Origin of the sequence: Pseudomonas sp. Sample_16, assembly GCF_004307665.1 — a bacterium.
Taxonomy (GTDB): domain Bacteria; phylum Pseudomonadota; class Gammaproteobacteria; order Pseudomonadales; family Pseudomonadaceae; genus Aquipseudomonas.
Genome location: NZ_RCOB01000129.1, coordinates 6,946 through 30,785, shown reverse-complemented (window position 1 = coordinate 30,785; position 23,840 = coordinate 6,946). Strand labels below are relative to the sequence as shown.

The window sequence follows — 23,840 nt, the reverse complement described above, 5'->3', positions numbered from 1 at the left end:
ACTCGCATTAATAGAAAATACTGACGTTTACATACGTGATGTAAGGCGACGTATTGGATCGGATAAAATCGGGGATAAGCAGCGGGCGGGACAAAGTGAACCCGAGCATGGCGTGAGGCCAGTTCAGGCGCGTGCCGATGCTTGCACCGGCAATAGTGGCGTCTTCGGCATATCCCGGTTCCTCATAAATTTCATCAACGTAACCTGCATCCAAACCTACAAACGGGGCAAAATTGCCGTAATTTGTTTGAATGGGCAGCGTTATGGTGTTGTTGACGAAGATGGCCCGATCTCCCCACAAAGCAGGCCCTTGAAACCCACGCACGGTGTATTCATCACCAATACCTTGCTTGTACGTGGTCACCGTACTGTCTTTGGCATACTGGCCTCCGACATGCATGGCGTACTCAAAATCCCGGTCATAAAGTTGAAGCCCACCTGACCAGGCCGTGTTAAAAGCAAACAATCTCACATTGGTGGGTTTGCCATTTTTTTTGAAAGCCGCATCGCTACCGCCAAACGCCGAAAGCCCTTGGGTCAAACTCCAGTCGCCATATAAAACTCCGCCTTGGAGCTTATTGACCATTTGTAATCCCATGGTCAGCGCGTTGTACCGTAAACTACTGGCTTCTAGATACGTGTCTTCTAAATAGTTCGCGCTTTCTTTACGTTCTAACTGCGAGTAAGCGGAAAGCTTGGTGTTCGTGTCCCGCCACAACGTATGCGACAGCTTGATGTCATAAGTTTGCGAGTCGCCATGGGTGGAATAATCACCGAAATTCCCCGACAGTATATTGCTGTAATAAGAGTCGCTGTAGCGTAGTTCAACAAGGCTGTAGCCCACCGGAAACGAATAATTCACCCCGGCGGAATATTCCGACTTATGCTCGTCATCCTTGAAGCGCCGGCCATTGCCATACACCGAAAGCGAGTCATTACCCAACAACAAGTCATTCAAACTGGACGTTAAAACATACTGATAGCGCCCATTGCTCGGAGAATTCACGCCGGAGTTATTCATGCCGAGCGAAACGGTATTGGCCTTGCTTGGGGTGGTGACAATATTCAGAAGCGAATAACCCGCGCGTTCCGACGGCACGACATCGATGGTGGCCCGCTTGGCGCCGTTGTTAAGGTTTTCAATCGCTTGATCCAGATCAAAAATATTAAGCGGTTTGCCGATGACACCCGGCATCGCTTGGAATGTCATCATCTTTTCCGCGATTGAGCTAGGAGCATTGCCATTGACGAGCCAACCTTCGACCAACCCCCAATCGATCACCAGCGTTAAAAGTCCGGACTTCATGTTGCCGGGAATGACTTTCACTGCGGTGGTCGAAAAGCCCTTTCCGCTGTAGCGATTGGTGATGTCGCGCACTAGGTAGAAGACGTCAGTGCCGTCGAGCTTACGACCGGTATAACGCTGCAATATGTCGTCAACCTCAACCGCGTCAGCAGGAAACAAACCCGTGTCAACTTCAATGTGGTTAATCATGAAGCTCGGTCCGCCACGAATCCCTGCGGGCTCAACCGTTTGATCGGGCTCATCAACCAAGCCTTCTGGGCTACGGCGCGCTTCATTGAGGGCGCGTTTGATCATAGCGTCTTGATAGATCTTATTCTGTTGATCCTGCTCCCGACTCGTCGGCAGGGCCTGTTGAGGGGCCGCGATCACCCATGAAGGAGGGATCGCTATTAGGAGTAAAAGCGCTGAGGTAATAAAGCGTCCTTTACGTTCCAATAAACTCATGGCGGCTCCTCGCGACCAAAAATAATAAATAGTTGTTGTAAGACGCTTCAAGATCATGCCAATGTTCAGTCGAACTGAAATGCATAGAAATCCTAAACAGAAACCGCGCTTCGCCAGAATCAAAAATTGTTATTTATTATTATTTAGATAATCAAACACGCCTCGCCCTCTTGCCGCTGGCGTTAATCGGCTTAAATATTGTTATTTTTTACACCAATCACTTCCGCCGCGGTCGATGGCGACCTACCATTTAGACACTTACGCGCTAAGGCCTAAGTTCAAACCCCTTGTTTTATTAAATTCGACGAGACTATTTTATGATTAGCATGAAGAAGTTTGCATTCGCGGCCAGCGTAGTGGTAGCGACGGCAATGGCGCAAACAGCAATGGCTGCCGATACCGGCGTGATCGATTTCACTGGAGAAGTGACAGATACCACTTGCGACGTTTCCGTTAACGGCGGCACCGCTAACGCCACTGTTACTTTGCCGCGCGTTTCGAGCAGCGCCTTGGCCAATGCGGCGGATGTCACTGGTCGCGTATTTGTGCGTATGAACCTGAGCAATTGCGGTCTGGTAGCAGGTGGCACCGGCACGCCAGCCACCGCCGTGCATGCATTCTGGCAGGCTTCGCCAATCATTAATGTCAATGGTCGTTTGAATAACCAGACCGCCGTTGCGAGCGGTGGTGCCACTAACGTTCAGATTCAAATGCTGAATGACACCTTGCAACCAATCGACCTGTCTAAGCCAGATGGTCAGCAGAACACTACCAACGCCACTATCGTTGGCGCAGCCGGTGCCGGTACTGCCGAACTGGTTCACTACGCCCAGTACTACGCCACCGGCCAGTCCACTCCGGGCTTGGTTACCTCGCAACTGGAATATGTTCTGAGCTACAACTGAATTCCAGTCAGTTAGGTAGAACCTGTCGGCGTTCCGCTCATTGGGAGGGAACGTCGGCTTTGTTTGCGGTCATCGCCGATGCCCGCGCAATGTCTGGCTGAGTACTTATATGAAGCGGCCTATTTATCATCGCGGCGGGGGAGTGCTCGCCCTGTTGGTGCCGTTGGTCACATTGGCGGATACACAGACCGTCACTGTCCTGGGTGAACTTAAAACGTCAACTTGTGAAGTGCGAATCAACGGCGCAAACACGGACGCCACCGTTGCCCTTCCTCCCACCACAGTGGCCAAACTTGCTTCGGTGGGCAATGTAGACGGTAAAACCAGTTTTACACTCAATCTGACTAATTGCAGTTCGACCGGTGAGGTAGTGCCGTATTTTCAGAACACGCAAAGCACCATCACCCCTCAAGGTCGACTCAACAATACTGCCAGTTCAAATCCTGCGAGCGCCGTTGAGCTGCAGCTGCTCGACAGTAACTCAGGGGTGGTGAACTTGAGCCTGGATAGCGATTCGCAAAACGCGGCGACGCCCACTGCGCCAACCGCAGGTGCGGTCAACTTTTCTTTTTATATTCAATATTACGCGACTGCCGCCGCCAGCGCTGGCGCGGTCAGTAGTGCACTCACTTACGTCATTAATTATCTCTAGCCCTTTGGGCCCAACATCGGTGAAACACCCATGTACCGCTACCCTACTCGTTTGTTCGTTACTTGGTTGATGACATTTTTAAGTGCTGTGTTATGCATGTCGACGGCTCACGCATCAATCGTGATTGATGGTACGCGCGTTATTTATCCAGCGAAGGCCGCGGAAGTGACGGTGCGCCTGACCAATAAAGGCGAAGCCCCTCGCTTGGTGCAGGCCTGGATTGATGACGGAGATGAAAAGTCCAGCCCCGAAAAGATCGACGTCCCCTTTATTATCTTGACCCCCATTTTCCGTATGGATCCCGACAAAGGACATGCCTTACGGGTTCGCTATACCCAGAGCAAACCGGTTCCCACCGATCGTGAATCGGTGTTTTGGTTGAATGTCCTTGAAATTCCCGCCAAGCCCGCCGGCGACACCAGTGACGCCAATTATCTGCAGTTTTCCCTGCGTACCCGTATCAAATTATTTTTCCGTCCTGAAGGCTTACCAGGCAGCGCAGCGGCGGCGCCAGAACAATTGGTCTGGCAGGCTCAACCAGGGGGACTACTGGTGAAAAACCCCAGCGCCTTTAACGTCTCGCTTAAGCGCGTCGAGTTGGGAGCTAAAGGCGACGCAGGCACTGTCGAAGGCATCATGGTGGCTCCCTTCTCACAAGCGGTGCTCAAGCTTGTAGGGGCTAAAACTTCGAACCCGTCCAGTACGGTTACCTACTTTCCAGTCAATGACTACGGTGGAACCCCCGAACTTAAAGCGACAGCCCTGCCTTATCATGGTCGGGCAGACTAAATCATCATGGCTCGTATAATTACTGCTCCTTCTCCCAAAGGCCCTCTGTATTGTGCTCAGGCCCTCAGCGCCTTATTGATTTTGCCTGCGGCGGCGCACGCCGACCTTCAACCTCAATATGCTGATGTGGAATTTGACCAGCGCATGCTGTGGGGCAACGAGGCTGAAAAAAGCCATGTTGACCTGTCGCGCTTTTCCAAGGGCAACCCCGTATCGCCTGGCACTTACTCGGTACAGTTTTATGTCAATGATAACTTCTACCAAGAGCAGACTGTTCTGTTCACCGCAGGGGCTGACGGTACCAATGCGACGGCATGTTTAACTCCTTTGCAAATGCGTATTTTTGCGTTGGATATGACGAAATTAGATCCCAAAGAACGCTTGTGGGTAACGGGGGTCGATGCCCCCGTACCGCCCTGCCAGCCTGTCAGCGCCATCATACCCGGGGCTTCATCCCGTTATGATCTGAACGAGCAGCGCCTGGATATACAGATTCCCCAACTTTATTTGGCGGAGCGTCCGCTTGACTATATCGATCCCTCTTTGTGGGACGATGGCATCACCGCGGGGCGGTTGAACTATGCCCTTAACCTGTTTAGCAACGAGTCCCAAGGCCAACAAACGACCGACGGTTTTTTACAACTGGACGCCGGTTTTAACTATGGTGGGTGGCGCTTTCGGCAATTATCGAGCTTGAGTCGCAATGAGGACACTCAGACCTACCAACGTCAACGCACTTATGCCGAAACGGATGTACCATCGCTGGGCTCAACCTTGAGACTGGGTGAAACTTATACCGATGGCCAGGTCTTCGATTCGTATAACTTTCGCGGCGCCATGTTGGCCACTGATGAGCGCATGCGGCCGGCTTCGCAACGAGGGTATGCCCCCGTGGTTCGCGGGACAGCCAACAGTAACGCCAAGGTCACCATCACCCAAGGCGGAATGACTTTGTACCAGCGCTCTGTGGCTCCGGGGCCCTTTGAGATTCGCGACTTGGCGCCGGTGGGCTACGGCAGTGACCTTGAAGTCACTATCACCGAAGCTGATGGGCAAAGTCGTACCTACACCGTACCGTATTCGGCTTCTGCGCAGTTGTTGCGCCCTGGTCAAATTAACTATTTCACGGCCATTGGCCAGGCGGAAGGCCCTGGACTGGATGATTACACGCCTAAGGTCGCTCAATTTACGACCACCTACGGCCTGAATAACACCCTAACCCCCTACGGTGGTGTGTTGGCCAGTGAGGATTATCACTCCGTGGCCTTCGGCAGCGCGCTTAACACACCCATTGGCGCGTTCTCAGCTGATTTTACCTACGCAAAAAACCTTCTGGACGATGTGCAGGCGAATGAAGGCAGCAGTGTGCGCGTGTTGTATTCCAAGCTTCTGGACGCTACCCAGACCAACATTACCCTGTCCAGCTATCGGTACTCGACTGAAGGCTATTGGTCATTCAGCGATATGGTGCAGAGCGAGAATAACCGGCGTGCGGGCGGCAGCGTCAGGGACAGCACGGTATTTTCGGTCAACGACAAACAAAAAAGCCGGTTTAGCGTCAACCTGACGCAATCGTTGGGTGAAGGCTGGGGCAGTCTTTATCTCAACGGCGAAACGCGCGATTACTGGAATCGTTCAGGCACCGACAGCTTGTATCAAATGACCTACAACAACTCGTTTAAAAACATTAATTACAGCTTCGAAATCGATCGCACCCTCAATCAAAACGGTTTTAACACGACTCAATACATCTTGAGTTTCACCATGCCACTCTTTCCATCGGACAGCGGTAATCGCCAATACCTAACCAGTCGCAACACCTTCGATGACAATAACAATGGCCAAGCCCAAGCGACCCTGACAGGTACGGCAGGCGCTGATGGACGCTACTCCTACGGTGCTACTGCCAGTCAAGCCTTGGGCAATAGTGGTGACAGTGGCAGTTTGAGCCTGAACGGCGCCTATCAAGGTGCGCTGGCCAATGTAAACCTCGGCGTCACTAAAGGTGACGGGTATACGCAGACCAACGCCGGTATTTCCGGCGGGATGCTTGTGCACGCTGACGGCATTACCTTGAGCCAAAGCCTGGGACAAACCGTGGCGCTGGTGGAAGCCAAGGATGCAGCGCAGGCAAAAATCATCAATGGGTACGGCACCAAGGTCGGTGATAGCGGTTACGGCGTCGTGCCAACCTTAACCCCCTATGCGCGTAATCGCGTCGAGCTCGATCCATTGGGATTGTCGACCGATGTGCAATTGGACTCCACCAGTAATGAGACTATTCCTGCGTCCGGGGCCATTGTGCGGGTCAAATTCAATACCTCACAAAAAACATCCGGCTTGATCACCGCCACCCTCAGTGATGGCTCGCCGCTGCCTTTTGGGGCTGATGTGAGAGATGCCCCCGCGGGCAGTACCGTGGGTTATGTTGGGCAAGGCGGTCACATATTCGTCCGCGGCATTGAGTCCACCGGAAAGTTGTTCATTGCGCTGAATAAAACCGACGGCTGTGTGATCAAGTATACGTTGACGAAGAAAGCGCCTACGGCTAAGGGCATGAATGCCATGGCCCAAGCCACAGGGATTTGTGAACCTTTCGCGCTGAGTACCGCCCATGTCCAAAAATAATGAAACCTCCTCCCTCAAATGGATATCACGCCGAGCGGTCCTGTTAGGCCTGTACATGGTTTGTTCGTCCGGCACCGCATACGCCGCGGGCTGTTCGATCATCCTCAACGGCACGGATGGGAGTGTCAGCCAGAACAGTCCCTTCATTTTGTCCTCAATTTTTAATATCGACACCGGCGGCAACGGCCCTCCGTCCTGGATGGATGCGGCGACCCTTCCGATCAACGCCCTGATGACCGACATCAGCTTTCCAACGAGTTCGCTCGGTGGCTGCTCGGTAGCGTCCACCGCGGTTGGGCATAAAGTCGAAATTTTGTTCGTGGCGCCCCCGGGCTCCTTGCCCAGCGGTAGCGGTTACATCGTGCCGAGCAATGTGCCTGGCGTGGGGTTGCGGTTGCAATTTCCGGGAAAAGTCAATGGACCGATAGCGAACTCCATTGTTGTGGCGGCGCCGACCGCCAACGTCAACCCCACCGGCGTGGTGACTTATTTGCCTTTCACACTGCGCGCCAGCTGGATGCGTACCGGACCGTTTTTGGCGACTCCCGGGGTGGAAACGTTCCTGAATGTGAGCAACGGTGGGGCCTTCAAAATTTATGACATGACGCTCGGTCAGCTGACGTCTGATGCCGGAAACCCGGTGTCGACCAACTTGCGACCCAGCAACACTGCGCCCAACAACATTCCAAGCTTGGTGGTGAAAACCCCGGCGTGCCAGGTCGGCAGTGTTGGAGGCGCTAACACGGGTCGTCAGGTCACCATGCAGAGTGTCAATGTCACTGACTTCAATGCCGTCGGCAATCAGGGGCCTATCAGCACCAGCCAAAAAGAAACTGGATGGTATTTTTCCTGTGAGGCTCTCGCCAATCAAAGTCTACCCGAGGTGTCCTTTAACACCGCCTTTCCGGGGCCGGAAGATGGCGTTGCGTTACCTACGGCTGACAGTACCTTGGGCATACAATTATTGATGCGAGGCGTGCCCGTCCAATTTGGGGTCACCTACCCGAATCAACCGCTCGGAGGTCCTGGCGCGCCGTTAACGGGTAAATATTCCAGTGACGACGGCGCCACCTTCCAGACTCAATACTTGCAAAACAACGAATTCAATGGCGAGGTGTTAAACATCCCCATCACGTTCCGCTACTACAAAAATGGCTCCCCCCTGGTGCCCGGCGCCTTCTCGGTGAATTATGCGTTCACCATTAATATCTTTTAAGGGTAGCCTTATGGTGCAACGGTCATGACGAGGGAAAAGCGGAGTCGGTAGGGTTGACTCTCTTGGAGCAAGACGCACCGGACGCAGAGTGTGGGCCGTTGGAGGAAAAGGAGATATCCGCTTGGGGCACGAAGCGGACGACCTCCCTCATAGTGCTTCGCACCTGGATCAGCCTCCGCTTCGTCGGCGTTAAGGGTTCATGCAGCGCAAACGACTCAACTCATAGATGTACATACACAGCGCCTCGCCATGCGGGGCGCTGAGTACTTGAAAGTTAAGGATCGCGCCAGGTTGGGTGGCGTATTGATATTTCGCGATGAGCTCAGCATTTTCTTGGTATGGGGTCCAGCGAGATCGCTGGTCCGTCATTACGTTTTTGACTTGTAACTGCCCACCGAGGGGGTGGGTGTTGAGGACGTCGGCATAAAAAGTCTCATAATGAGTCGTCCCGTCGACTTGATGGATTTCCGTTAAAGTAAACATTTGCTGATTGAGCGTCAGGTACTCTTCAGTCAGTTGTTCGGCGGTGGGTCGTAATTGTTTAAAAGTGGTTTGATATTCTCCGTTGTATTTGCGCGCGGCAAGCGACGTATAAAAAAGTGCGGCGCATATACAAGCCAATCCCGCCAGCACTAGCCAGGGTATCAGGATGCACAAAAAGGCTTTCAGAGCGCGGATTCTAGGCACTGTTGAACAACCTCCATCGGTTTTATACTGTTGTGGTCGAATTTTAAGTTTGACGTGCTGCCATCGGCGCGAATACATGAGACGGCATAGGTATTTTTACTGCTAAGAAGCCAGACTTCACCTTTTAACGTAACGGGGAGTTTGGCCTGATCAGCAGCAAACATATGTTGAAATTCTGATGCCTTATCGCGCGTGGCAGCAATAAAATGCAATGTCACCTTGTCATGGTAGGCGTTGGTAATCTGAATTCTGGACTCCTCGATTTCAGGTGCTTGAACCAGTGCTACTACCAGCAAAGGCAGCACCACCGCATAGCCGAGCAATAACTTTCGGCGATTGCTCATGGGCGGCATCATCGATAACAGCGTGGGAATCCCTGTTGGAGGATATAACATCTCAGAAGGCGTCGGGCGTATCGGAAGGTCCTCGGTGTCACCGATATGGCCTGCATCGTCAATGACGTACTGACGATTAAAGCGATATCCTCGTCGAGGAACGGTCATCAAAATCTCATGTTCGCGACTGTCATTGAGAATGGCTCTGAGTGAAAAAATCGCTTGATTCAGACTGCCCGAGGCGACAATACGGTCATCCCATACGTGCTCAACAATTTCAGCCCTGCTCTTAACACTGCCTGGCGCGCTCAACAAAAAACTTAGCAGGCGTGATTCAGCCCTGCCTAGGGTATGGTGATCAACTGTTTCGTTCGGTGACAGAATGGACAATGTGGAGTACTCCGGGTCAAAGGTCACCACTTCTCCCCGCTTTAATCGAAACACATAGTTCATGCTGGAACTCCCGTCAGATGAGCTTATGAAGTGCCCTCGTCGTCGATAACATCGAGAAAGTGAGGTTGCCACCCAAGGGCAATGGTGCATAACGCTCATTGACGCTCTGCCGTGTGTCGTGGCGATTGAACCGATCATTTTTACTTTTTAAATTGAACTGCACAGACGAGATAACTGGCTGTAGGGTAATCCTGCAACTGAGGGTTAGTGCGGGCTCTAGCCACTCTGTCTGCCGTGCAGGAATTGGGAGGCGGCGTCACTTCCGTCACGCCCGTCAATCAATGATCTTTAAGCGCAGTGAGCCCGCCGTGGGGCGGATGAGGAAAGGGTCAGGCATGAGTGAGAGCGGGTGTCTTGATCAGACTGCGCCTGTACCTGGGCGAGTTGAGGCTCGGATTGAGCTTAGCCATGGGCGTCGATAAACCTCATCATCCGCCTTTCAGGATTTCCCTACAGCGATTCAAAAATACTTGCGGTTCAATGGCGCTACAAGCAGGAGTTTCTTCGTCGCTGCCGGATTAGGTTGTGCTTTTCGGTGTGTCGCCCCATCAGGTAGACCTGTGCGCACCCAATCAGTGCGCCTCACAAGAGCGAATTCAGGCCATCTGCGGATTCGCTGCATAGCGATCGCAATCAAGGACCCTAAATGAACCTGTTGCGAAAGTTGTGCGCTGTTATGGCTTCGGACAGTGGTTTGCTGTCCAGTGGCGTTCTTTCAATGAAAGGCGCAGCCCTTAGACGATGGTGGTTATTGACGCTGTGGATTCCCGGCGCTCTGACTGTGGTCGCGATGATCTGGCTAATCAGTGACCGATTGACGCAGATGCAAACGGTGCGCGGCATGAGCGAGCTAGCTCTTGACGTTCATGCGCGTGCTCAGCAGATCGATGAGCAGGTCGATCGTGTCTTGACGACCATGAGCGCACTAAGCGCCTCGAATAAAAGCTGTACGGCCTCAGTGTTCCAGGCGCTGGCCAAGGCGGTCAGAGCTGACCGGTACGTGTATGAAGCAGCCCTGCTGATGCCCGACGGTTCAGTCTGCTCATCTTATGGCTACCCGCTTGCCCGGTCCGTTCTCCCGCACCGAGGAGCAATTACTTATTATCCGCGCAGAGAACGCGAGTATTGGTTTCCAGGTCTACTCACCGACGATGTGAATCAGGATTACATTGTCATTGCCCAGGATAAGGCGTTTGTCTGGGTGAACAAGGACCTGTTTTTTGACGGCCTACCCAGCTTTTCATCCCGAGCTTACCGACTCATCGATGGGCGCGATGCGCACGTGGTGATGGCTCGAGACGATGACCCGATTGCCATTGGCCGGCCGCCACCCGTAGGGCAGTTGGTAGCCCATAAAGACGCCTGGTACCTCGCATTGGCCACGCCATGGCCTAATGTACTCGGCGTCATCAGTGAGCCAGCGACCGAGGTTAACCAGACGCGCTGGTTGATATTTCTCGCCGTGTTGTTTGGCAGCGGCATATCGAGCTTTGGGCTTGTGCAGGTTGGACGCTATGTTTATCGGCATCAGTTGTCGCTTGCCGCTCAGCTCTCACGGGCCATGCGCCACAATCGTTTGAACCTCCATTATCAGCCGATCGTCGATCTGCGCACGGGGGATTGGCGCGGTGCCGAGGCCTTATTACGCTGGAGCGTCAAGGGACGAACACTGAGTCCAGCCATGGTGGTCGCCGAGGCTCAGCGCTGCGGCTTGACCAATGAATTGACTCGCTGGATATGTCGACGGGTCGCTGAGGAATATGCGGCTTTTTTTCAATATTGCGACAGTTTGTACATCACCATCAATTTATCTGCCGAGGACTTGGCAGACAGCCAGTTTGCTGACTTTGTCAGTGCATTGTTCCGTGAATACCATGTCCCTGCTGCAGTGATTGTATTTGAGCTTACCGAAAGCGTGGTGCTGGACAAGGATGCCGCAGCCTCTCAGATGCGGCGATTAAAAGAACTTGGGCATCGTATCGCCGTTGACGACTTTGGCACTGGCTATTCTAATCTGGCATATTTAGAGCACCTGCCGATTGACATTCTTAAAATAGATCGCTCTTTCTTAACCCTCGACCGCTGTCACGCATCTAAAGCCATGTGGCGACAAGTGCTGCGTATTGCTCAAACGATGCAATACAGTGTCGTAGCCGAAGGTGTGGAGTTCACAGAGCAGGCGCATCTGCTTAGCCAGGCTGGAGTCACGCTGGCGCAAGGCTGGTTATACTCCCCCGCTTTGCCTGCTCGCCAACTCGCGCTACAGCGTGCAGCGGGGTCCTCCGCACTCTGACGTGCAATGGATTAAAGGTCCGGTTCGGCGCCTATTATTACCTGCAAGTGAAGTAGCGGTGTACCGGTATCGCACGGTAATTTTCCAGCGCCGGAACTAAAACCGTGGACACCCACTTTGGCTGCTTACATGACCATTTTTCAGTATTGCCTTACAGAAAAGCCCAGAGCAATGGCGCTTACTGAATCTAGAGAGCGCGATTAAACAGATTGGGTTTGCTCGGGCTTTTTTCTGGTGCGCTCTGATGTTCAGCTACGTCGTTATTAGCAAGGAAGTCACATCCAACTGGATTCACTTACTTTTCCTTGGAAGCAACTATGAAAAGACTATTGGTGTTGCCACTGTGCCTTTTAACGCATGCCGCTGTGGCGGCTACGTCTGTTGACATTACCGTGACGGGTATCATCTCGCCGCCCGCTTGCGATATTGCTATGACGGGCAATGGTCAGATCGATTTTGGCGAGATTGTCTTGGCTCCGACAGGCGTCTCGGATGCCCCTCAGCGAGTCAGCCAAACGCTAAGTATCACCTGTGCAGCCCCCTCTTATGCGGGTTTTAGATTAGTCGATAACCGAGCTGCCACCGTGCCGTCATCGGTGATTGCCCCTGATCATTTTGGATTGGGATTAGATGGCGCAAGTCATCCTATAGGCTATTACGACATGGCGCTCCAAACTATACTAGCGGATTCAGCCACAGGATTAGTTAAAGTTTCGACGGATAATGGTAGTACCTGGGCTAATGCTTCGGCCGCGCTTCTTAAGAGTTATGCATCAGGCTCGAATACCTATGCCTTTGATTCCGCGACAACCCCGACCACCGCGCCTAAGGCGGTGACAAATGCATCAAGTCTAATTGCAGTGGCCTATCATATTCAGCCGCGTAACACTTTGGATACCAGTAGCACAATAGACCTCGATGGCTCTGCCACATTCGAGCTGATTTACCTATAAGACCCGTGTTGTTGTAGCGGGAAGCGGCCAGGTAATGGATTTCCTGCAAATTGTGTCAGCTCTAGCTTGTTAGGCCAGCGCCTCAGCTTGATAGAGCATCGGCTCGACACTTATTGAGCTTAGGGACTTGTACTGGGAGTCCGCACCCGGTGGCAATGCATTATCGTAACGGCAACTGTGTCGTGTTTCATCCCAGGAGGGCTTTGTATAGGGCGCTTGATGCCAGTTTCTGCGACCCCGTCAGCAGTGCGCCCTCGCACGGGGGCGCCTAACATGGTTATAACACGGATGGCAAAATGATCTGCAGAAGGAGGCGCGGAACCCCATAAACGGCTTTAGACGGCGGGTACTCGCCAGCGGATTGCGAGGCAGCGACCCAATTTGCTCGGTTATTGGATAACCTGGGGCGAAGACTATGGCAGAACCTCATAACCGCGCTGCTGCAGGCACGCACTGTACACCGAGTTATTGGCTCTTACTGCCTGGTCGGTCGCAGCCATGGCTTGTTGGCGTTGGTGCCGCTGGCGGGCACCACCGACTATAGCTCCCGCCGTCGCAGCGCTGATCGCGTGATTTTGACGATAATCTTGTTGTGTGTCGTGACTGAGTTGATCATAGATACGCTCATGTTGATGCCCTTTGATTTGCGCTGCTGTGACACCCGCCGCGGCACCGACGGCCGCTCCTCGAACTCGCCCGCCAATGGCGACATCGGTAGAAATCGGATGCTGGTCATTGGCTTGGGTGCGACAGGTGCCCGTGTCTTTCTGAATCGTTTCTGAGCTTTGATTTTTCAGCGGAACCACTGTCGCTGCCCCGGCTGTCACACTAAAAATCAAGCTGACCGCGAATACGGTCATGGCACATACATTCATAATTAGCGTCCTGTGAAAGGCTGCACAGCCGGCTCTTGTTAGAGCTCGGTATTGTCGGAGGTGGAGTTAAAGCCATCGCCCGAAGAGGGCTCGATCGCTGCAAATACGGTGTTTAGAGGGCGGTGATGTCGGTCTAAGAAAGACTTAAAAGTTGGTAAAAAATAACCGCTGAAAGCAAACCGATGCCTGCCCCTGCGAGCATTGCTAGCCCCAGAGCCGCTAGCTGACAGACCCATTCCCGGGAGCACGATTCTGGAGGTCGTGATGGGGGGCGTAACGAAAAATTCAGGGAGTCAGACGAATCTTCCTGGGTAGTAGGCGCATTAGCCCTCCGACCGTTCATTCGCCTGCACCTCCGGCCTGCCTTTATCTTGATCGCCTAAGAAATAGGTTTCACTCTCGATCAGCAGATGAGGGCTCGCCTCAAGGCTAAGTTGAACGGTATGACTGTCGGTGCTGATGATTTTAAGCACGATGTCATCTCCGATGAATATACGCTCACCGGGAAGCCGGGCCAGCTTGAGCATACTTGCTCCCAAAAGAGAATTTTCACAGCGTTGTCTTATTGCGAGGAGTCGGTAACGGGATTCGCCACAGGGGCTTAACCAAGGTCGATTGATCATCCTTCGCCAGCGCAGCTCCTCACTAGGACTCATTTAAATGGGTTAGCGAAGGAAAACTTCCAGATCGTTGGTAAGCGCTCTGATCGCGCCTTTGAACGCCTGCGCGGTTATCGGCTGGCTGGCATTTTTAAGCTGTTCGCCAAACGCTTTGCGCACGACCTTGGCCACGGTTTGCGAGGTCTGCATGTCGATCAACTCGGCTTCAAGATATAGCTCGGTATTTTGATCTCGATGGCCAGTGGCGGCGCCCACTCCGCTAATGACCGCAGCCACCGGGACCACCTCATACCATTTGATGCCTTCGTTGGAGGCACTCACACCCGTGATCGCAACGCGAAGCTCCAGAGCGCGAGCATTGGCCGGGACTGCGTCTACATTGGCGAGCAAGTGGTACTTTTGGCTCAAAACTTTCTTAGTAATTTTGCTCATGTAGGCTTGCAACTGATCGAGAGTCGCCTGATCTACGCGTTCATTGGGCTTGGGTGACGGAAACAATTCCAGTTGCTGGAAAACGACTGTGTCGTAGGCATCCGGATCCCATGATGGACTGGTCCAACGTAGGGATTCCTCACCGCTTGGCGTAGTGACGGTGTGCAGATCCTCGTAATTTTCTAGAAAACCGGAGTACTGGGTTTTGCTGGTAATTTTGGAGGTGCAAGCGCCGAGCAGTAAGCTACTCAATACCATGCCAAACAACAGCTTTCGAGAGGTGTTCATCTGGTTATTTCCGTTGGACAAAATCAAGGACGACGAGATTGCAGTAAAACGAGCCCTGCTTACGCTTGCCATCAAGTGGCAGCGACTGGCGCCAGTCATTCCTGAGGGGGCGCGAAAAGACTGTCTTCCCAGGAGAGATCAGCGGCTACAGCGCACTGTGGTGACCATCAATATGACCCTGCAATCACTGTTAGATCGCTAGGATGGCGCGAGCCAACTCGACGTCGCTCAGCGAGCTCAGCTCCGGTGTGGAGTGACGAATGTATTGCAACGCACTTTCCAGCTGCGCTCCGCGAATGCTCCCGTCGGTAGCCACAAAACTGGCTGCATCATCTTGGGCGGCAAGTACAATTTTGTTGTCTTTGAGCGAGGACGACAGTTTGGAGGTGACATTGGACGTGGCTTTTACAGCATCGGAAATGGAGGCGCTGACCATGCTGGATGCTTGGACATTTGCCGCCATGGCCATCAGTAGAGCAGCCATTGCTGAACAGATGAAACGAAGCATAGGGGCTCCTGTGAAAGGTAAAAGTAGACTGGTCGCTGGACAAATACGTCCTTCTATCGACGCCAGTGAACAGAATGGGAGGCTCTGGGGAACTTGTGGTTGGCAGATGCCGCCATTCTTAAGCTCGTTATCTACAGACCATAGTTAAATGACCTGAGCGATTAGAGGTCAAAAACCCGCGCTGTGGCTGTAGGTAAATCCTGCAAATAAAGATGGACAACCGAACTCTCGGGCGCGGTTTGGCAATCCGCAATCTGGCCACCCATCGAGTCAGACCACGCTCTATACGAGCGTGCCTGCGGATAGCCCATGAACTCCCCTCGCGATCCTTACCGGCTGTGCCAGGGGCCTTGCCGCGTGCCTGTGCGCGCCGATAAGGAGTTTTAGAGGCTGCGGTCTTGCAACGCCCCCTTTCATATCCTGCCTGGTATTGAATGAAAAATGTCACTTCAACACCACAGTCACCCGCAAAACTGTACCTATATCCAGCCGCTGGAGTGAGGATCCGCTGTTTGCTGCTAATCCTCGAATCAGGTAAGCCCTACGCATAATCGGGCAGGCACCCTGCATTTTGGGAAGGCTTACGCGAGTAGCATGATTTGTGTCGCACGTAATTGCGCGTTGCGATGGCACTTTACCCACTGCGCTAAACGACCGCCAATAGCTCTCCTGAAAAACTACGTCACGGACCGGCACTCAGGGGGAACTGTCTGAGTTTTGCTCTGGTGACAAAAGCTTGATTCACGTTACGATGCGACACCTGGCCATCAATGATGGCCTTGTGACATCACTGCGAGAGAGCTGGCTGCTTTGCGGAAATCCGCCCGGCCCCAGAGTTTTATAGGTCGCCATTTGAATGGAACATTAGCGTTGACTCAAATACCCACCCAGCCACAAGGTTTTGCCTCATGTACCGAAAAAGGAATCAACTTAGAGAGGCCCGTCCCAGACCGGAAGGCCGTATTCTGATTGCCGATGACGATCCAGTCATTCGTACTGTATTAGCGATGCGCCTGCTTCGTGAAGGCTACATAGTGGCCGGCGAGGCCAGCAGCGGCGTTGAGACCTTGCGCCTTGCCCAAAGCTGCTCCCCCTCTTTGATATTGCTGGATCTGGATATGCCGTTGATGGAGGGATTGTCTACCTTGCGACGATTGCGTGAGGAGCATCCTTCGTTACCGGTACTCGTGTTAAGCACCCTTGATGCTAATGTGTACAGTTATCGCTGCATTCGCCTGGGCGCTAAAGGCTTTATTAGCAAAAACGTCGGCGTTACGTTGATTTTGAATGCTATTAATCAGGTATTGGAGGGACGAATGCTGTTTCCCTACCAAACCACCGCCGGCGTCGCTAGTGATTTGTCCGACGGCGAGATTGTCGCGCTTCGCTGCTTGGTTCTGGGCGGTAGTCACGACAGTATTGCATCAGCCTTAATGATCACCGCGACCGATGCTCAGAAGATCAACAATCGCCTCAATGCTAAATTGGGCATGACTGGCAATGATGAGTTGATCAGCTTTGGTCGGAGCTTGACGTGGAGTTGAGCTATGCGCAAACGATCCGTTCGAGGACAGGAGTCCCTATGTCGATTCGTAGCAGATTTTTTTCATTCAACGGCAATCGGAGTGTTCTTCGCTATCGCGTGTTACTCCTCATATTCAGCTGTTGCTTTTCCATGCAGCAGGTATTAGCCGCGCAAAGCTTACATTTAGAGCCGCAAGCTAACTTGCCCTTGATCAGGCTCGAATTGTCCGCAGATGATTTGACGTGGTTACAAACGCGCCGAGTGATCCGTCTTGGTGTGAGTGAGCACGACTACGGTCCATTATCCATATTGCGCAAACATAAACTTAAAGGATTAATGGCTGATTATTTATCAATCATCACCAGTAGTTTAGGTCTAACCGTCGAAATACAGACTTACCCTGATGGTCAAAGTGCACTGCAAGCACTCCGAGCAGGGAAAGTAGATGTGCTGGGCTCAGGCTCTTCTTACGAAGCCCAATTGCCAGGCCTTTTATTGTCCGCTCCTTACTCAGTGAATCAACCGGTATTGGTCGGTCGCGATGAAAGCATCGCAGGCCGTCTGTTGAACGCTCGATCGAAAATGGCCATGGTGGACGGGTATGCCCCCATTGACGAATTACACTCAAGATTTCCCAATGTGCAATTACAGCCCTATTCCTCCGTGCGCGAGGCGTTGCATGCTGTGGAATATAAGCATGCTGATTGGGCGGTTTGTGATGCGGTGACCGTTGCTTACCAGATGGGCCTAGGTGAGCTCCCTAATTTACGTATGCGTCCGTTAACGGGAGTACAAGCACCGGGCTACAGTTTTGTGTTTCGGGCGGATGATGCGTTGTTAGTGACGCTGTTTAACCGAGTTCTTGCGCAGGTCCCTCAAGTGACCCAGGCGGATATTCTGTCCAACTGGGGCGGAAGCCCGCGTTTTGATTCATTGCGCGCCACACCCTACACCCCGGAGCAGATACGTTGGCTGGTGACTCGCCCTGAGGTGCGTGTGGTGGTTAACGGCGCACTTCCGCCTTACAGTTTTTTTGACGATGATGGCAACTTTAGCGGCCTGGTCGCAGATTTGTTATATGAAGTCGGACTGCGTAGCGGTTTGCGCTTCAAGGTGATCGAGCGCAGCACAGCGACCGAAAGTCTTGACATGCTCGCTGATGGCGAGGCGGACCTATCACCCATTGTGCTACTCACGGCTGACCTTCAGGCCTCCAGCAATTACACCGAGCCGTTTGCAACCAGCAGTTTTGCATTGGTCGGCGTACGCGGCATCACCCCCAATAGTCTGGCTGACCCGCAGATTCAGCAAGTGTCGCTGACACGGGGCTCACCCATCATCGCTTGGCTGCATAAACAGTACCCGCATATTCAGATCCACGAAGCCGATAGCCCCCTGGAAAGCCTGGTCGCAGTGGCCAATCACGACGTTGATGCGGCGATAGTGTTGCTGCCTTTGGCGCGTTATCTGATCAATCAATACTTCGCCAAAACCTTAAGTGTCGTGACGTCCTTGCCGGAGCATCAAGCGGGGTTAGCCTTTGCGGTGGCGAAGGACCAAGCTCTGCTCTTAGGTGTCATAGAGGCTACGTTTGATCAGTTTGAACCCAGAATGGTGAACAATCTGTTGGAGCGATGGCAAGGGAGCCGGCCGGCGATCAGCCATATTTGGGGAAGCTATGAGCGGCGTTTACACTGGGCAGTGCTCATTGCAGCTAGCGTTTTGGGAGTACTGCTAATATGGTTTGTCTATACGGTGTATCGACGCATCCAAAGTCGGACCGAGCAGGCGCGCCAAGCCTTTCGAGGAGCACTTCTAGATGGTCTCCCCCAGCCTGTGGTAATGCGCGATGTGACCGGGGCATTTGTATTGTGTAACGACGCTTTTTATGAGGTTTTTGGTTTACAGCCGTCTGATGTTATTGGTCGCAAGTGGGAAGAAGTTAAAGGATTAGAGGGCGCTCAGGTCAACGTTCAGGCGCACGATTATGAAACGCTATTGCGCGACAACGAACCCGACATGCGTCAAGTGGAATTAAAGATTCGGGGTGAGGTGCGCAGCTATCGTCAGTGGACAGTGCCCCATAAAGATATCAACGGGCGCAGCGTAGGTTTACTCATGGGCTGGATTGACATGTCAAAAACGGAGCGTCTGCTGCGACAACTACAAGACATGCGCGATCAGGCCGTGCAAGCCAGTGAGGCCAAAAGCCGCTTTTTGGCTGTAATGAGCCATGAAATACGAACCCCCCTCAACGCTATTATCGGTCTGCTTGAGCTCACGTTAGCCCGCGTTGACAAGAATGAGCCATGGGATCGGCCCTCAATCGAGGTTGCCTACTCCTCGTCTAGGGCGCTGATGTTACTGATAGGGGATATTTTAGATTTATCCAAAATAGAGTCCGGGAAACTAGTGCTGGAGCCGCAGCGCAACAGTCCCAAGGAAATACTGCAATCGGTGGAGCGGGTCTTTCAAGGACTGGCGCGCCAGAAAGGGTTGTACTTGGAGACCGACTTGCAACTGGAGTCTGAAAATGAGGCCTGGATCGATGGCGGGCGCTTAAAGCAAGTACTGTCTAATTTAGTGAGTAACGCTATTAAATTTACTGACCGAGGAGGGATTCGCGTGTCTCTCTACACGCGCCAGGTAGAGGCTGAATTGCAGATGACCTTTATTGTGGAAGATAGTGGCATTGGAATTTCCTCAGACAATCTGCAAAAGCTATTTCAGCCGTTTAGCCAAGTCCATGAACAGGCCAGTGCTCGGGGTGGTACCGGCTTAGGGCTGGTGATTTGCCAGCAACTGGTTGAGATGATGCAAGGCGACTTGCAGTTAGCGAGCACGCCAGAGCAAGGCACACGAATTACCGTGACGCTCAGCGCACCCGCGCTGAGCGCTAGTCATCCGGAGCCTCGCCCGCTATTAACCAATAAGCGGTCAACGTTGCGAGTTTTGCTGGTCGATGATCACCCGGCCAACCGCTTATTGCTGGGTCAACAACTGGTTTTTCTCGGTCATACGGTCAAAGAGGCCGAAGATGGGCAACAGGGCTTTGCTCTGGTGGAAGCCGAGACTTTCGATGTCGTCATTACCGACTGTGATATGCCCGTCATGGATGGTTATGAATTCACTCGACACCTGCGTGAGGAGGAGCGTCATAGCGGCCGTGCTCCCCGCTTTATCGTAGGGTTCACTGCTAATGCGCAAGAATCAGAACGCCAACGGTGCTTGGCGGTGGGCATGGATGATTGCCTGTTTAAGCCTGTCAGCTTAGACATGCTTAGAGCCTGCCTGGAAAAAGCCTCAGTCGATCCGTTGTTAACCATGACGAAAATAAACTCTACTGAGAGCTCAGCGACCACGATATTCGATCTGGATATGTTCAACTCCCTTACGGGCAGTGATCCAAAACTTGCGCGTTTGTTGCTTGACAGTTTGTACACTAATAATTGTCAAGACCTTCAACGGTTTGATGAGCATTTATCCGCAAAACGCTGGTTCGATTTGGCACGCGTGGTTCATCGTGTCAGAGGTGCGGCGCGAATGGTGGGGGCTCAGGGACTGATCGAGGCAGCCAAAGTCTATGAGGAGGGATTGCGCCAGGAATTGACCGAGCAGGAAGCGACATTGCGAGCCATCCAGGTGCGCACGGCGATAGAGCGACTGCAAGAGGCCGTGGCAGGATACATGAACGCCTGAGTTCAGGGCTTACGCTGGAGCGTGAGCGCGCAAAAAAGCGTCGTAACGCCAGCCATACAGCGGTAGCAATATGAATGTCGGGGCGTCGGTTGGGTTCTATGTCGATGCCCCGCAATACTGGGCGGCAGGATTATTGAGCCCCCGCTAGCTCAAGCGTCCAACGCCCCCCCCCCCCTGCGTTCAGCTTTGGCGAGTGCAGGCAGGCATGCGCCATTCTAAGTTAACTCCTTATAAGCTGGCATGCAGGGACGTGCCGGGCCAAGTCTGTTATTGTACGTTCCTCCCCTCTAGAGAAGCCTTGATGCCCGCAGGAGCTTCATCGATTTAAGTTGCAATCAGCCCAGCAAACGTTCTGTCAGAGTGTCTACTCCGATCTAGCTGGCAATCGAAGCGCCCCCCTCGATCAGTCAGTATGTCGTCAATGTTAAGGAAATACCTACAGACAGCCAACCCAGAATGAATTGATATGGGATTAGGGTTTGGTGTTATGTTTTTGCATGAAAGAGGAAAAAGGGATGGCATTAATAAGTTGTCCCGGCTGCGGCCTTCACCAAAGCGATAAAGCCTGGACGTGTAGTGGCTGCCAACACGTGTTACGCATTCCAAAACGAGGAGTGTTTGGACGTATTTTTAAGTGGTCGTTTATTTTTTTTAATCCCATGATGGGCGGATGGATGATTTATGAATTATCCACTGCGGAATCGGCGAGCATTGAATCGCAAGCACTCATCATCACCGCGGTATGGGTGGTTGGTGGGGTCAACCTTGGCCTGCTTGTACTTTTTACCCGCCCCTCTAACGAGCCTCCCAACAATTGTCTGTAAAAACGGGCGAGGTCACGGGTTCGGCCATGGATTAAAAGCGTATCCCCCTTTCGACCCAGGGCCGTTAGCGCCCCATTGAGACCCTTGCCCAGGAGCTTGATTGTGAACCTCGATACGTTGATATTGCACTGGACTTTAGAGGTATCGAACAAGAAAAAACCTGGAAGTCGTATTGGCCTTATCACCAACATCATCCAGCGTGCAGTAAAACACAACTCGCTTCGGTATCTGTTTCTCTTCCGCCTCGCTCAGTACTTGTACTCTGGCAACGCTATGTCACGCAGCTATGCGAAACATTTGATAAAAAAGATAAACCTTAAATACGGTATTGATATCGGCATTGATGCGCAAATTGACTTCGGTTTTAGGATCGCTCACCTTCCTGGGGTGGTGATTTCAGGGCATGCTCGTATAGGTCGGAACTTTTTGGTCCGCCAAAACACAACGATTGGTATCAAGACGTTAGGGCTGGAACATTATCTGTTAGCCATCGGCGACAACGTTAGCGTCGGCGCTAATAGCTGCATTATCGGTGATCACTTGGTGATCGGTGACGATGTCACTATCGGCGCAATGACCTTGGTCAACAAAAGCATCGAGTCGGGAAGCATCTTTTACAATGCACGTTAACCGCCATTCTGCCTTCTAAGTGACGGAAAAATGAAAGTCAGAGCGACCGTCATTTGCGAAAGTGATCGGCACATCTTATTCGTTCGAAAACCTAAAGCTAAATGGGGGCTGCCTGGCGGCAAAGTTGAGGCGGATGAAACTATCGCAGAGGCAGCTGCACGAGAGCTCAAAGAAGAAACAGGATTGAAGGCAGATACGTTTCTTCTCATGTTTGAGTACGAAGCACGTCATACCCATCACTATGTTTTTGAGGCCTGCCCCTTAAACGCAGGGCTCGCCGCACCTCAGCATGAAATTACTGAGTGTATGTGGCTGGCACTAGACAAACTGAATGAATTGGACGCAAGCGATGCCACCAAATTAATTGTTAGGTCATTTGTGCGTCGCCTGTGACGCGACTATGCGCGCACTAAAATTTCCTTTTTGTCGCGCTCTTGCCTCGTTCGTAGGATGCTATACGCGGTCCGGACTGCTTGAGCAGTGAGAATGACAAGAGCAGTCAATGCTTAAACCTCGTTCGTCGCCAGTGCGCAGACAGGTGCGACATCATGCAGAGATTTAAAATTACGAATACCTCGTCGCCCAGGCTTATTCATCCTGCCTATCTTTAAAGAGGGTTTTCCTGACACCTATATCATGTGTTCAGTGGTATCGATGAATCTTTACAACGCACGGCCTTCCAACATGGTCCTGGCGAATTTCCGGGTGGCCCTAGCGCTGCTAGCCCGAAAGTCGGAAGTGAGAACCCGCTCGATCGGATGTCCACGCAGTCTGACCGTTCATTTGACTGCTGGAGGCTCACAACAAAGCTGAACCAGCCTGAACGCGAACCTAGACTACGGAAGTCGTAATGCCGACAAATAAAAACAACACGAAAACTGCAAAAACCGATTCGCCACCGATCCCAATCAACCGCTACCTGTTTCCCGTCTTCATCGGCATGCTGCTGTTGGCGATAGTGGGCATCGGCTGGCTTCTGTATGGCAGCAAGCCGGTTCCAGTCAGTTACGCGCCGCCGAGCAAGCCTTCCGTACAACAACCGGTCAAACCGAAAACTGTCGCCCTGGCACCGGCCAGCATGGTCGACGAACAGCAATGCCAAGGCTGTCACAGCGCCCAGGTCAAGGACTGGCAAGGCTCGCATCACCAACTGGCGATGCAGGCGGCCAGCGCCGAAACGATGCTCGGCGATTTCAACAACGTCACCTTCAAGGCGGAAAACGAAACCACCCGTTTCTCGCGCAAGGACGACGGTTTCTGGGTCAACACTCCGGGCATCGACGGCAAGAATGCCGACTTCAAGGTTGCCTACACCTTCGGCATCGCGCCGTTGCAGCAGTACCTGATCGAGGTCGGCGATGGCCGCCTGCAGGCGCTGGGCGTGGCCTGGGATACCGAGAAGAATCGCTGGCTCCATCTCTATCCTGGCCAGGGCGTGACCTTCAAGGACCCGCTGCACTGGAGCAAACCGAGCCAGAACGCCAACTTCATGTGCGTCGAGTGCCACACCACCGGCTACAAGCGCAATTTCGATGCGGCGAAAAACACCTTCGACGGTCAGTGGAACAGCCTCGGCGTCGCCTGCCAGGCCTGTCACGGGCCGGCATCCAACCACCTGCAATGGGCGGAGAAGAAGTCCGACCTAATCCATGCCGGATTCGCCGTCGACCTTAAGGACAAGAACGCCACGGTCGAAATCGAAACCTGCGCCCGTTGCCACGCCCGCCGCGCGCCATTGGGTGATGGTTACACCGTCGGCAAGCGCCTGATGGACGATT

The 23,840-nt window shown here is 52.8% G+C and carries 20 protein-coding genes; 13 read left to right on the top strand and 7 right to left on the bottom strand.

The window, feature by feature from the left end; translation table 11 throughout:
- Nucleotides 1-7 precede the first annotated feature (7 nt).
- Complete coding sequence (locus tag D8U69_RS17810) at nucleotides 8-1,750, bottom strand: ShlB/FhaC/HecB family hemolysin secretion/activation protein (RefSeq protein WP_177434579.1); 1,743 nt, start codon at nucleotides 1,748-1,750, stop codon at nucleotides 8-10.
- A gap of 317 nt (nucleotides 1,751-2,067) precedes the next feature.
- Here D8U69_RS17810 and D8U69_RS17805 point away from each other — a divergent pair, with 317 nt between their 5' ends.
- The 5 genes from D8U69_RS17805 to D8U69_RS17785 all read left to right on the top strand — a co-directional run bounded on the left by D8U69_RS17805 (nucleotide 2,068) and on the right by D8U69_RS17785 (nucleotide 7,940).
- Nucleotides 2,068-2,655, top strand: coding sequence for a fimbrial protein (locus D8U69_RS17805; RefSeq protein ID WP_130905490.1), 588 nt, complete (start codon nucleotides 2,068-2,070; stop codon nucleotides 2,653-2,655).
- Between the two features lie 109 nt (nucleotides 2,656-2,764).
- Nucleotides 2,765-3,307, top strand: a complete 543-nt coding sequence (locus D8U69_RS17800; protein ID WP_130905491.1) for a fimbrial protein — start codon at nucleotides 2,765-2,767, stop codon at nucleotides 3,305-3,307.
- 30 nt (nucleotides 3,308-3,337) lie between these two features.
- A complete protein-coding gene (locus D8U69_RS17795; protein WP_130905492.1) occupies nucleotides 3,338-4,096 on the top strand; it encodes a fimbria/pilus periplasmic chaperone in 759 nt (252 codons plus the stop codon).
- 6 nt (nucleotides 4,097-4,102) lie between these two features.
- On the top strand, nucleotides 4,103-6,724 hold the full coding sequence (locus D8U69_RS17790; protein ID WP_130905493.1) for a fimbria/pilus outer membrane usher protein: 2,622 nt from the start codon (nucleotides 4,103-4,105) through the stop codon (nucleotides 6,722-6,724).
- Nucleotides 6,711-7,940, top strand: a complete 1,230-nt coding sequence (locus D8U69_RS17785; RefSeq protein ID WP_130905494.1) for a hypothetical protein — start codon at nucleotides 6,711-6,713, stop codon at nucleotides 7,938-7,940. Before D8U69_RS17790 ends, D8U69_RS17785 begins: the two co-directional genes overlap by 14 nt.
- 189 nt (nucleotides 7,941-8,129) lie before the next feature.
- Here D8U69_RS17785 and D8U69_RS17780 read toward each other — a convergent pair whose 3' ends face one another.
- The gene (locus tag D8U69_RS17780) at nucleotides 8,130-8,627 is read right to left on the bottom strand and encodes a hypothetical protein (protein ID WP_130905495.1); all 498 of its coding nucleotides are present in this window, start codon (nucleotides 8,625-8,627) and stop codon (nucleotides 8,130-8,132) included.
- Entirely contained in the window at nucleotides 8,606-9,415 is an 810-nt protein-coding gene (locus tag D8U69_RS17775; RefSeq protein WP_177434419.1) for a winged helix-turn-helix domain-containing protein, read from the bottom strand. Before D8U69_RS17775 ends, D8U69_RS17780 begins: the two co-directional genes overlap by 22 nt.
- Nucleotides 9,416-10,061: 646 nt before the next feature.
- Between D8U69_RS17775 and D8U69_RS17770 the strand changes: the two genes are divergently transcribed.
- Together D8U69_RS17770 and D8U69_RS17765 are read left to right on the top strand one after the other, a co-directional pair.
- A complete protein-coding gene (locus tag D8U69_RS17770) occupies nucleotides 10,062-11,708 on the top strand; it encodes an EAL domain-containing protein (protein WP_130905497.1) in 1,647 nt (548 codons plus the stop codon).
- A gap of 317 nt (nucleotides 11,709-12,025) precedes the next feature.
- Complete coding sequence (locus D8U69_RS17765) at nucleotides 12,026-12,661, top strand: DUF1120 domain-containing protein (RefSeq protein ID WP_130905498.1); 636 nt, start codon at nucleotides 12,026-12,028, stop codon at nucleotides 12,659-12,661.
- A gap of 413 nt (nucleotides 12,662-13,074) precedes the next feature.
- Here the strand turns inward: D8U69_RS17765 and D8U69_RS17760 are convergent, their stop codons facing one another.
- From D8U69_RS17760 to D8U69_RS17745, 4 genes are all read right to left on the bottom strand, one after another.
- Complete coding sequence (locus D8U69_RS17760; protein ID WP_241667816.1) at nucleotides 13,075-13,521, bottom strand: YMGG-like glycine zipper-containing protein; 447 nt, start codon at nucleotides 13,519-13,521, stop codon at nucleotides 13,075-13,077.
- Nucleotides 13,522-13,859: 338 nt separating this feature from the next.
- The gene (locus D8U69_RS29505; protein WP_177434418.1) at nucleotides 13,860-14,063 is read right to left on the bottom strand and encodes a carbon storage regulator; all 204 of its coding nucleotides are present in this window, start codon (nucleotides 14,061-14,063) and stop codon (nucleotides 13,860-13,862) included.
- Nucleotides 14,064-14,201: 138 nt separating this feature from the next.
- Nucleotides 14,202-14,876 (bottom strand): DUF3313 domain-containing protein, encoded by a 675-nt coding sequence (locus D8U69_RS17750; RefSeq protein WP_130905501.1) that lies wholly within the window; start codon nucleotides 14,874-14,876, stop codon nucleotides 14,202-14,204.
- Nucleotides 14,877-15,066: 190 nt separating this feature from the next.
- Nucleotides 15,067-15,384, bottom strand: a complete 318-nt coding sequence (locus tag D8U69_RS17745) for a DUF2388 domain-containing protein (RefSeq protein ID WP_130905502.1) — start codon at nucleotides 15,382-15,384, stop codon at nucleotides 15,067-15,069.
- A 908-nt stretch (nucleotides 15,385-16,292) separates the two neighbouring features.
- Here D8U69_RS17745 and D8U69_RS17740 point away from each other — a divergent pair.
- The 6 genes from D8U69_RS17740 to D8U69_RS17715 all read left to right on the top strand — a co-directional run.
- Nucleotides 16,293-16,928 carry a response regulator transcription factor gene (locus D8U69_RS17740; RefSeq protein ID WP_130907822.1) on the top strand — a complete coding sequence of 212 codons (636 nt, stop codon included), beginning with the start codon at nucleotides 16,293-16,295 and terminating at the stop codon, nucleotides 16,926-16,928.
- 38 nt (nucleotides 16,929-16,966) lie between these two features.
- Nucleotides 16,967-20,608, top strand: coding sequence for a transporter substrate-binding domain-containing protein (locus tag D8U69_RS17735; protein ID WP_130907821.1), 3,642 nt, complete (start codon nucleotides 16,967-16,969; stop codon nucleotides 20,606-20,608).
- A 497-nt stretch (nucleotides 20,609-21,105) separates the two neighbouring features.
- A complete protein-coding gene (locus D8U69_RS17730) occupies nucleotides 21,106-21,432 on the top strand; it encodes a hypothetical protein (RefSeq protein WP_153189008.1) in 327 nt (108 codons plus the stop codon).
- 102 nt (nucleotides 21,433-21,534) lie between these two features.
- Nucleotides 21,535-22,062 carry a serine acetyltransferase gene (locus tag D8U69_RS17725; RefSeq protein WP_130907819.1) on the top strand — a complete coding sequence of 176 codons (528 nt, stop codon included), beginning with the start codon at nucleotides 21,535-21,537 and terminating at the stop codon, nucleotides 22,060-22,062.
- A 30-nt stretch (nucleotides 22,063-22,092) separates the two neighbouring features.
- Nucleotides 22,093-22,455, top strand: coding sequence for an NUDIX domain-containing protein (locus D8U69_RS17720; protein WP_130907818.1), 363 nt, complete (start codon nucleotides 22,093-22,095; stop codon nucleotides 22,453-22,455).
- A gap of 457 nt (nucleotides 22,456-22,912) precedes the next feature.
- Nucleotides 22,913-23,840 (top strand): multiheme c-type cytochrome (locus D8U69_RS17715; RefSeq protein ID WP_277751167.1); only part of this gene is annotated, 928 nt, incomplete at its 3' end.

Excerpts from the sequence above, each read along its gene's own strand:
- D8U69_RS17800 (WP_130905491.1), top strand. The coding sequence starts at position 2,765 with ATGAAGCGGCCTATTTATCATCGCGGCGGGGGAGTGCTCGCCCTGTTG.
- D8U69_RS17775 (WP_177434419.1), bottom strand. The coding sequence starts at position 9,415 with ATGAACTATGTGTTTCGATTAAAGCGGGGAGAAGTGGTGACCTTTGAC.
- D8U69_RS17770 (WP_130905497.1), top strand. The coding sequence starts at position 10,062 with ATGAACCTGTTGCGAAAGTTGTGCGCTGTTATGGCTTCGGACAGTGGT.
- D8U69_RS17765 (WP_130905498.1), top strand. The coding sequence starts at position 12,026 with ATGAAAAGACTATTGGTGTTGCCACTGTGCCTTTTAACGCATGCCGCT.
- D8U69_RS17760 (WP_241667816.1), bottom strand. The coding sequence starts at position 13,521 with ATGACCGTATTCGCGGTCAGCTTGATTTTTAGTGTGACAGCCGGGGCA.
- D8U69_RS17810 (WP_177434579.1), bottom strand. The coding sequence starts at position 1,750 with ATGAGTTTATTGGAACGTAAAGGACGCTTTATTACCTCAGCGCTTTTA.
- D8U69_RS17805 (WP_130905490.1), top strand. The coding sequence starts at position 2,068 with ATGATTAGCATGAAGAAGTTTGCATTCGCGGCCAGCGTAGTGGTAGCG.
- D8U69_RS17790 (WP_130905493.1), top strand. The coding sequence starts at position 4,103 with ATGGCTCGTATAATTACTGCTCCTTCTCCCAAAGGCCCTCTGTATTGT.
- D8U69_RS17720 (WP_130907818.1), top strand. The coding sequence starts at position 22,093 with ATGAAAGTCAGAGCGACCGTCATTTGCGAAAGTGATCGGCACATCTTA.
- D8U69_RS17795 (WP_130905492.1), top strand. The coding sequence starts at position 3,338 with ATGTACCGCTACCCTACTCGTTTGTTCGTTACTTGGTTGATGACATTT.
- D8U69_RS17740 (WP_130907822.1), top strand. The coding sequence starts at position 16,293 with ATGTACCGAAAAAGGAATCAACTTAGAGAGGCCCGTCCCAGACCGGAA.
- D8U69_RS17745 (WP_130905502.1), bottom strand. The coding sequence starts at position 15,384 with ATGCTTCGTTTCATCTGTTCAGCAATGGCTGCTCTACTGATGGCCATG.
- D8U69_RS17730 (WP_153189008.1), top strand. The coding sequence starts at position 21,106 with ATGAAAGAGGAAAAAGGGATGGCATTAATAAGTTGTCCCGGCTGCGGC.
- D8U69_RS29505 (WP_177434418.1), bottom strand. The coding sequence starts at position 14,063 with ATGCTCAAGCTGGCCCGGCTTCCCGGTGAGCGTATATTCATCGGAGAT.
- D8U69_RS17750 (WP_130905501.1), bottom strand. The coding sequence starts at position 14,876 with ATGAACACCTCTCGAAAGCTGTTGTTTGGCATGGTATTGAGTAGCTTA.
- D8U69_RS17735 (WP_130907821.1), top strand. The coding sequence starts at position 16,967 with ATGTCGATTCGTAGCAGATTTTTTTCATTCAACGGCAATCGGAGTGTT.
- D8U69_RS17785 (WP_130905494.1), top strand. The coding sequence starts at position 6,711 with ATGTCCAAAAATAATGAAACCTCCTCCCTCAAATGGATATCACGCCGA.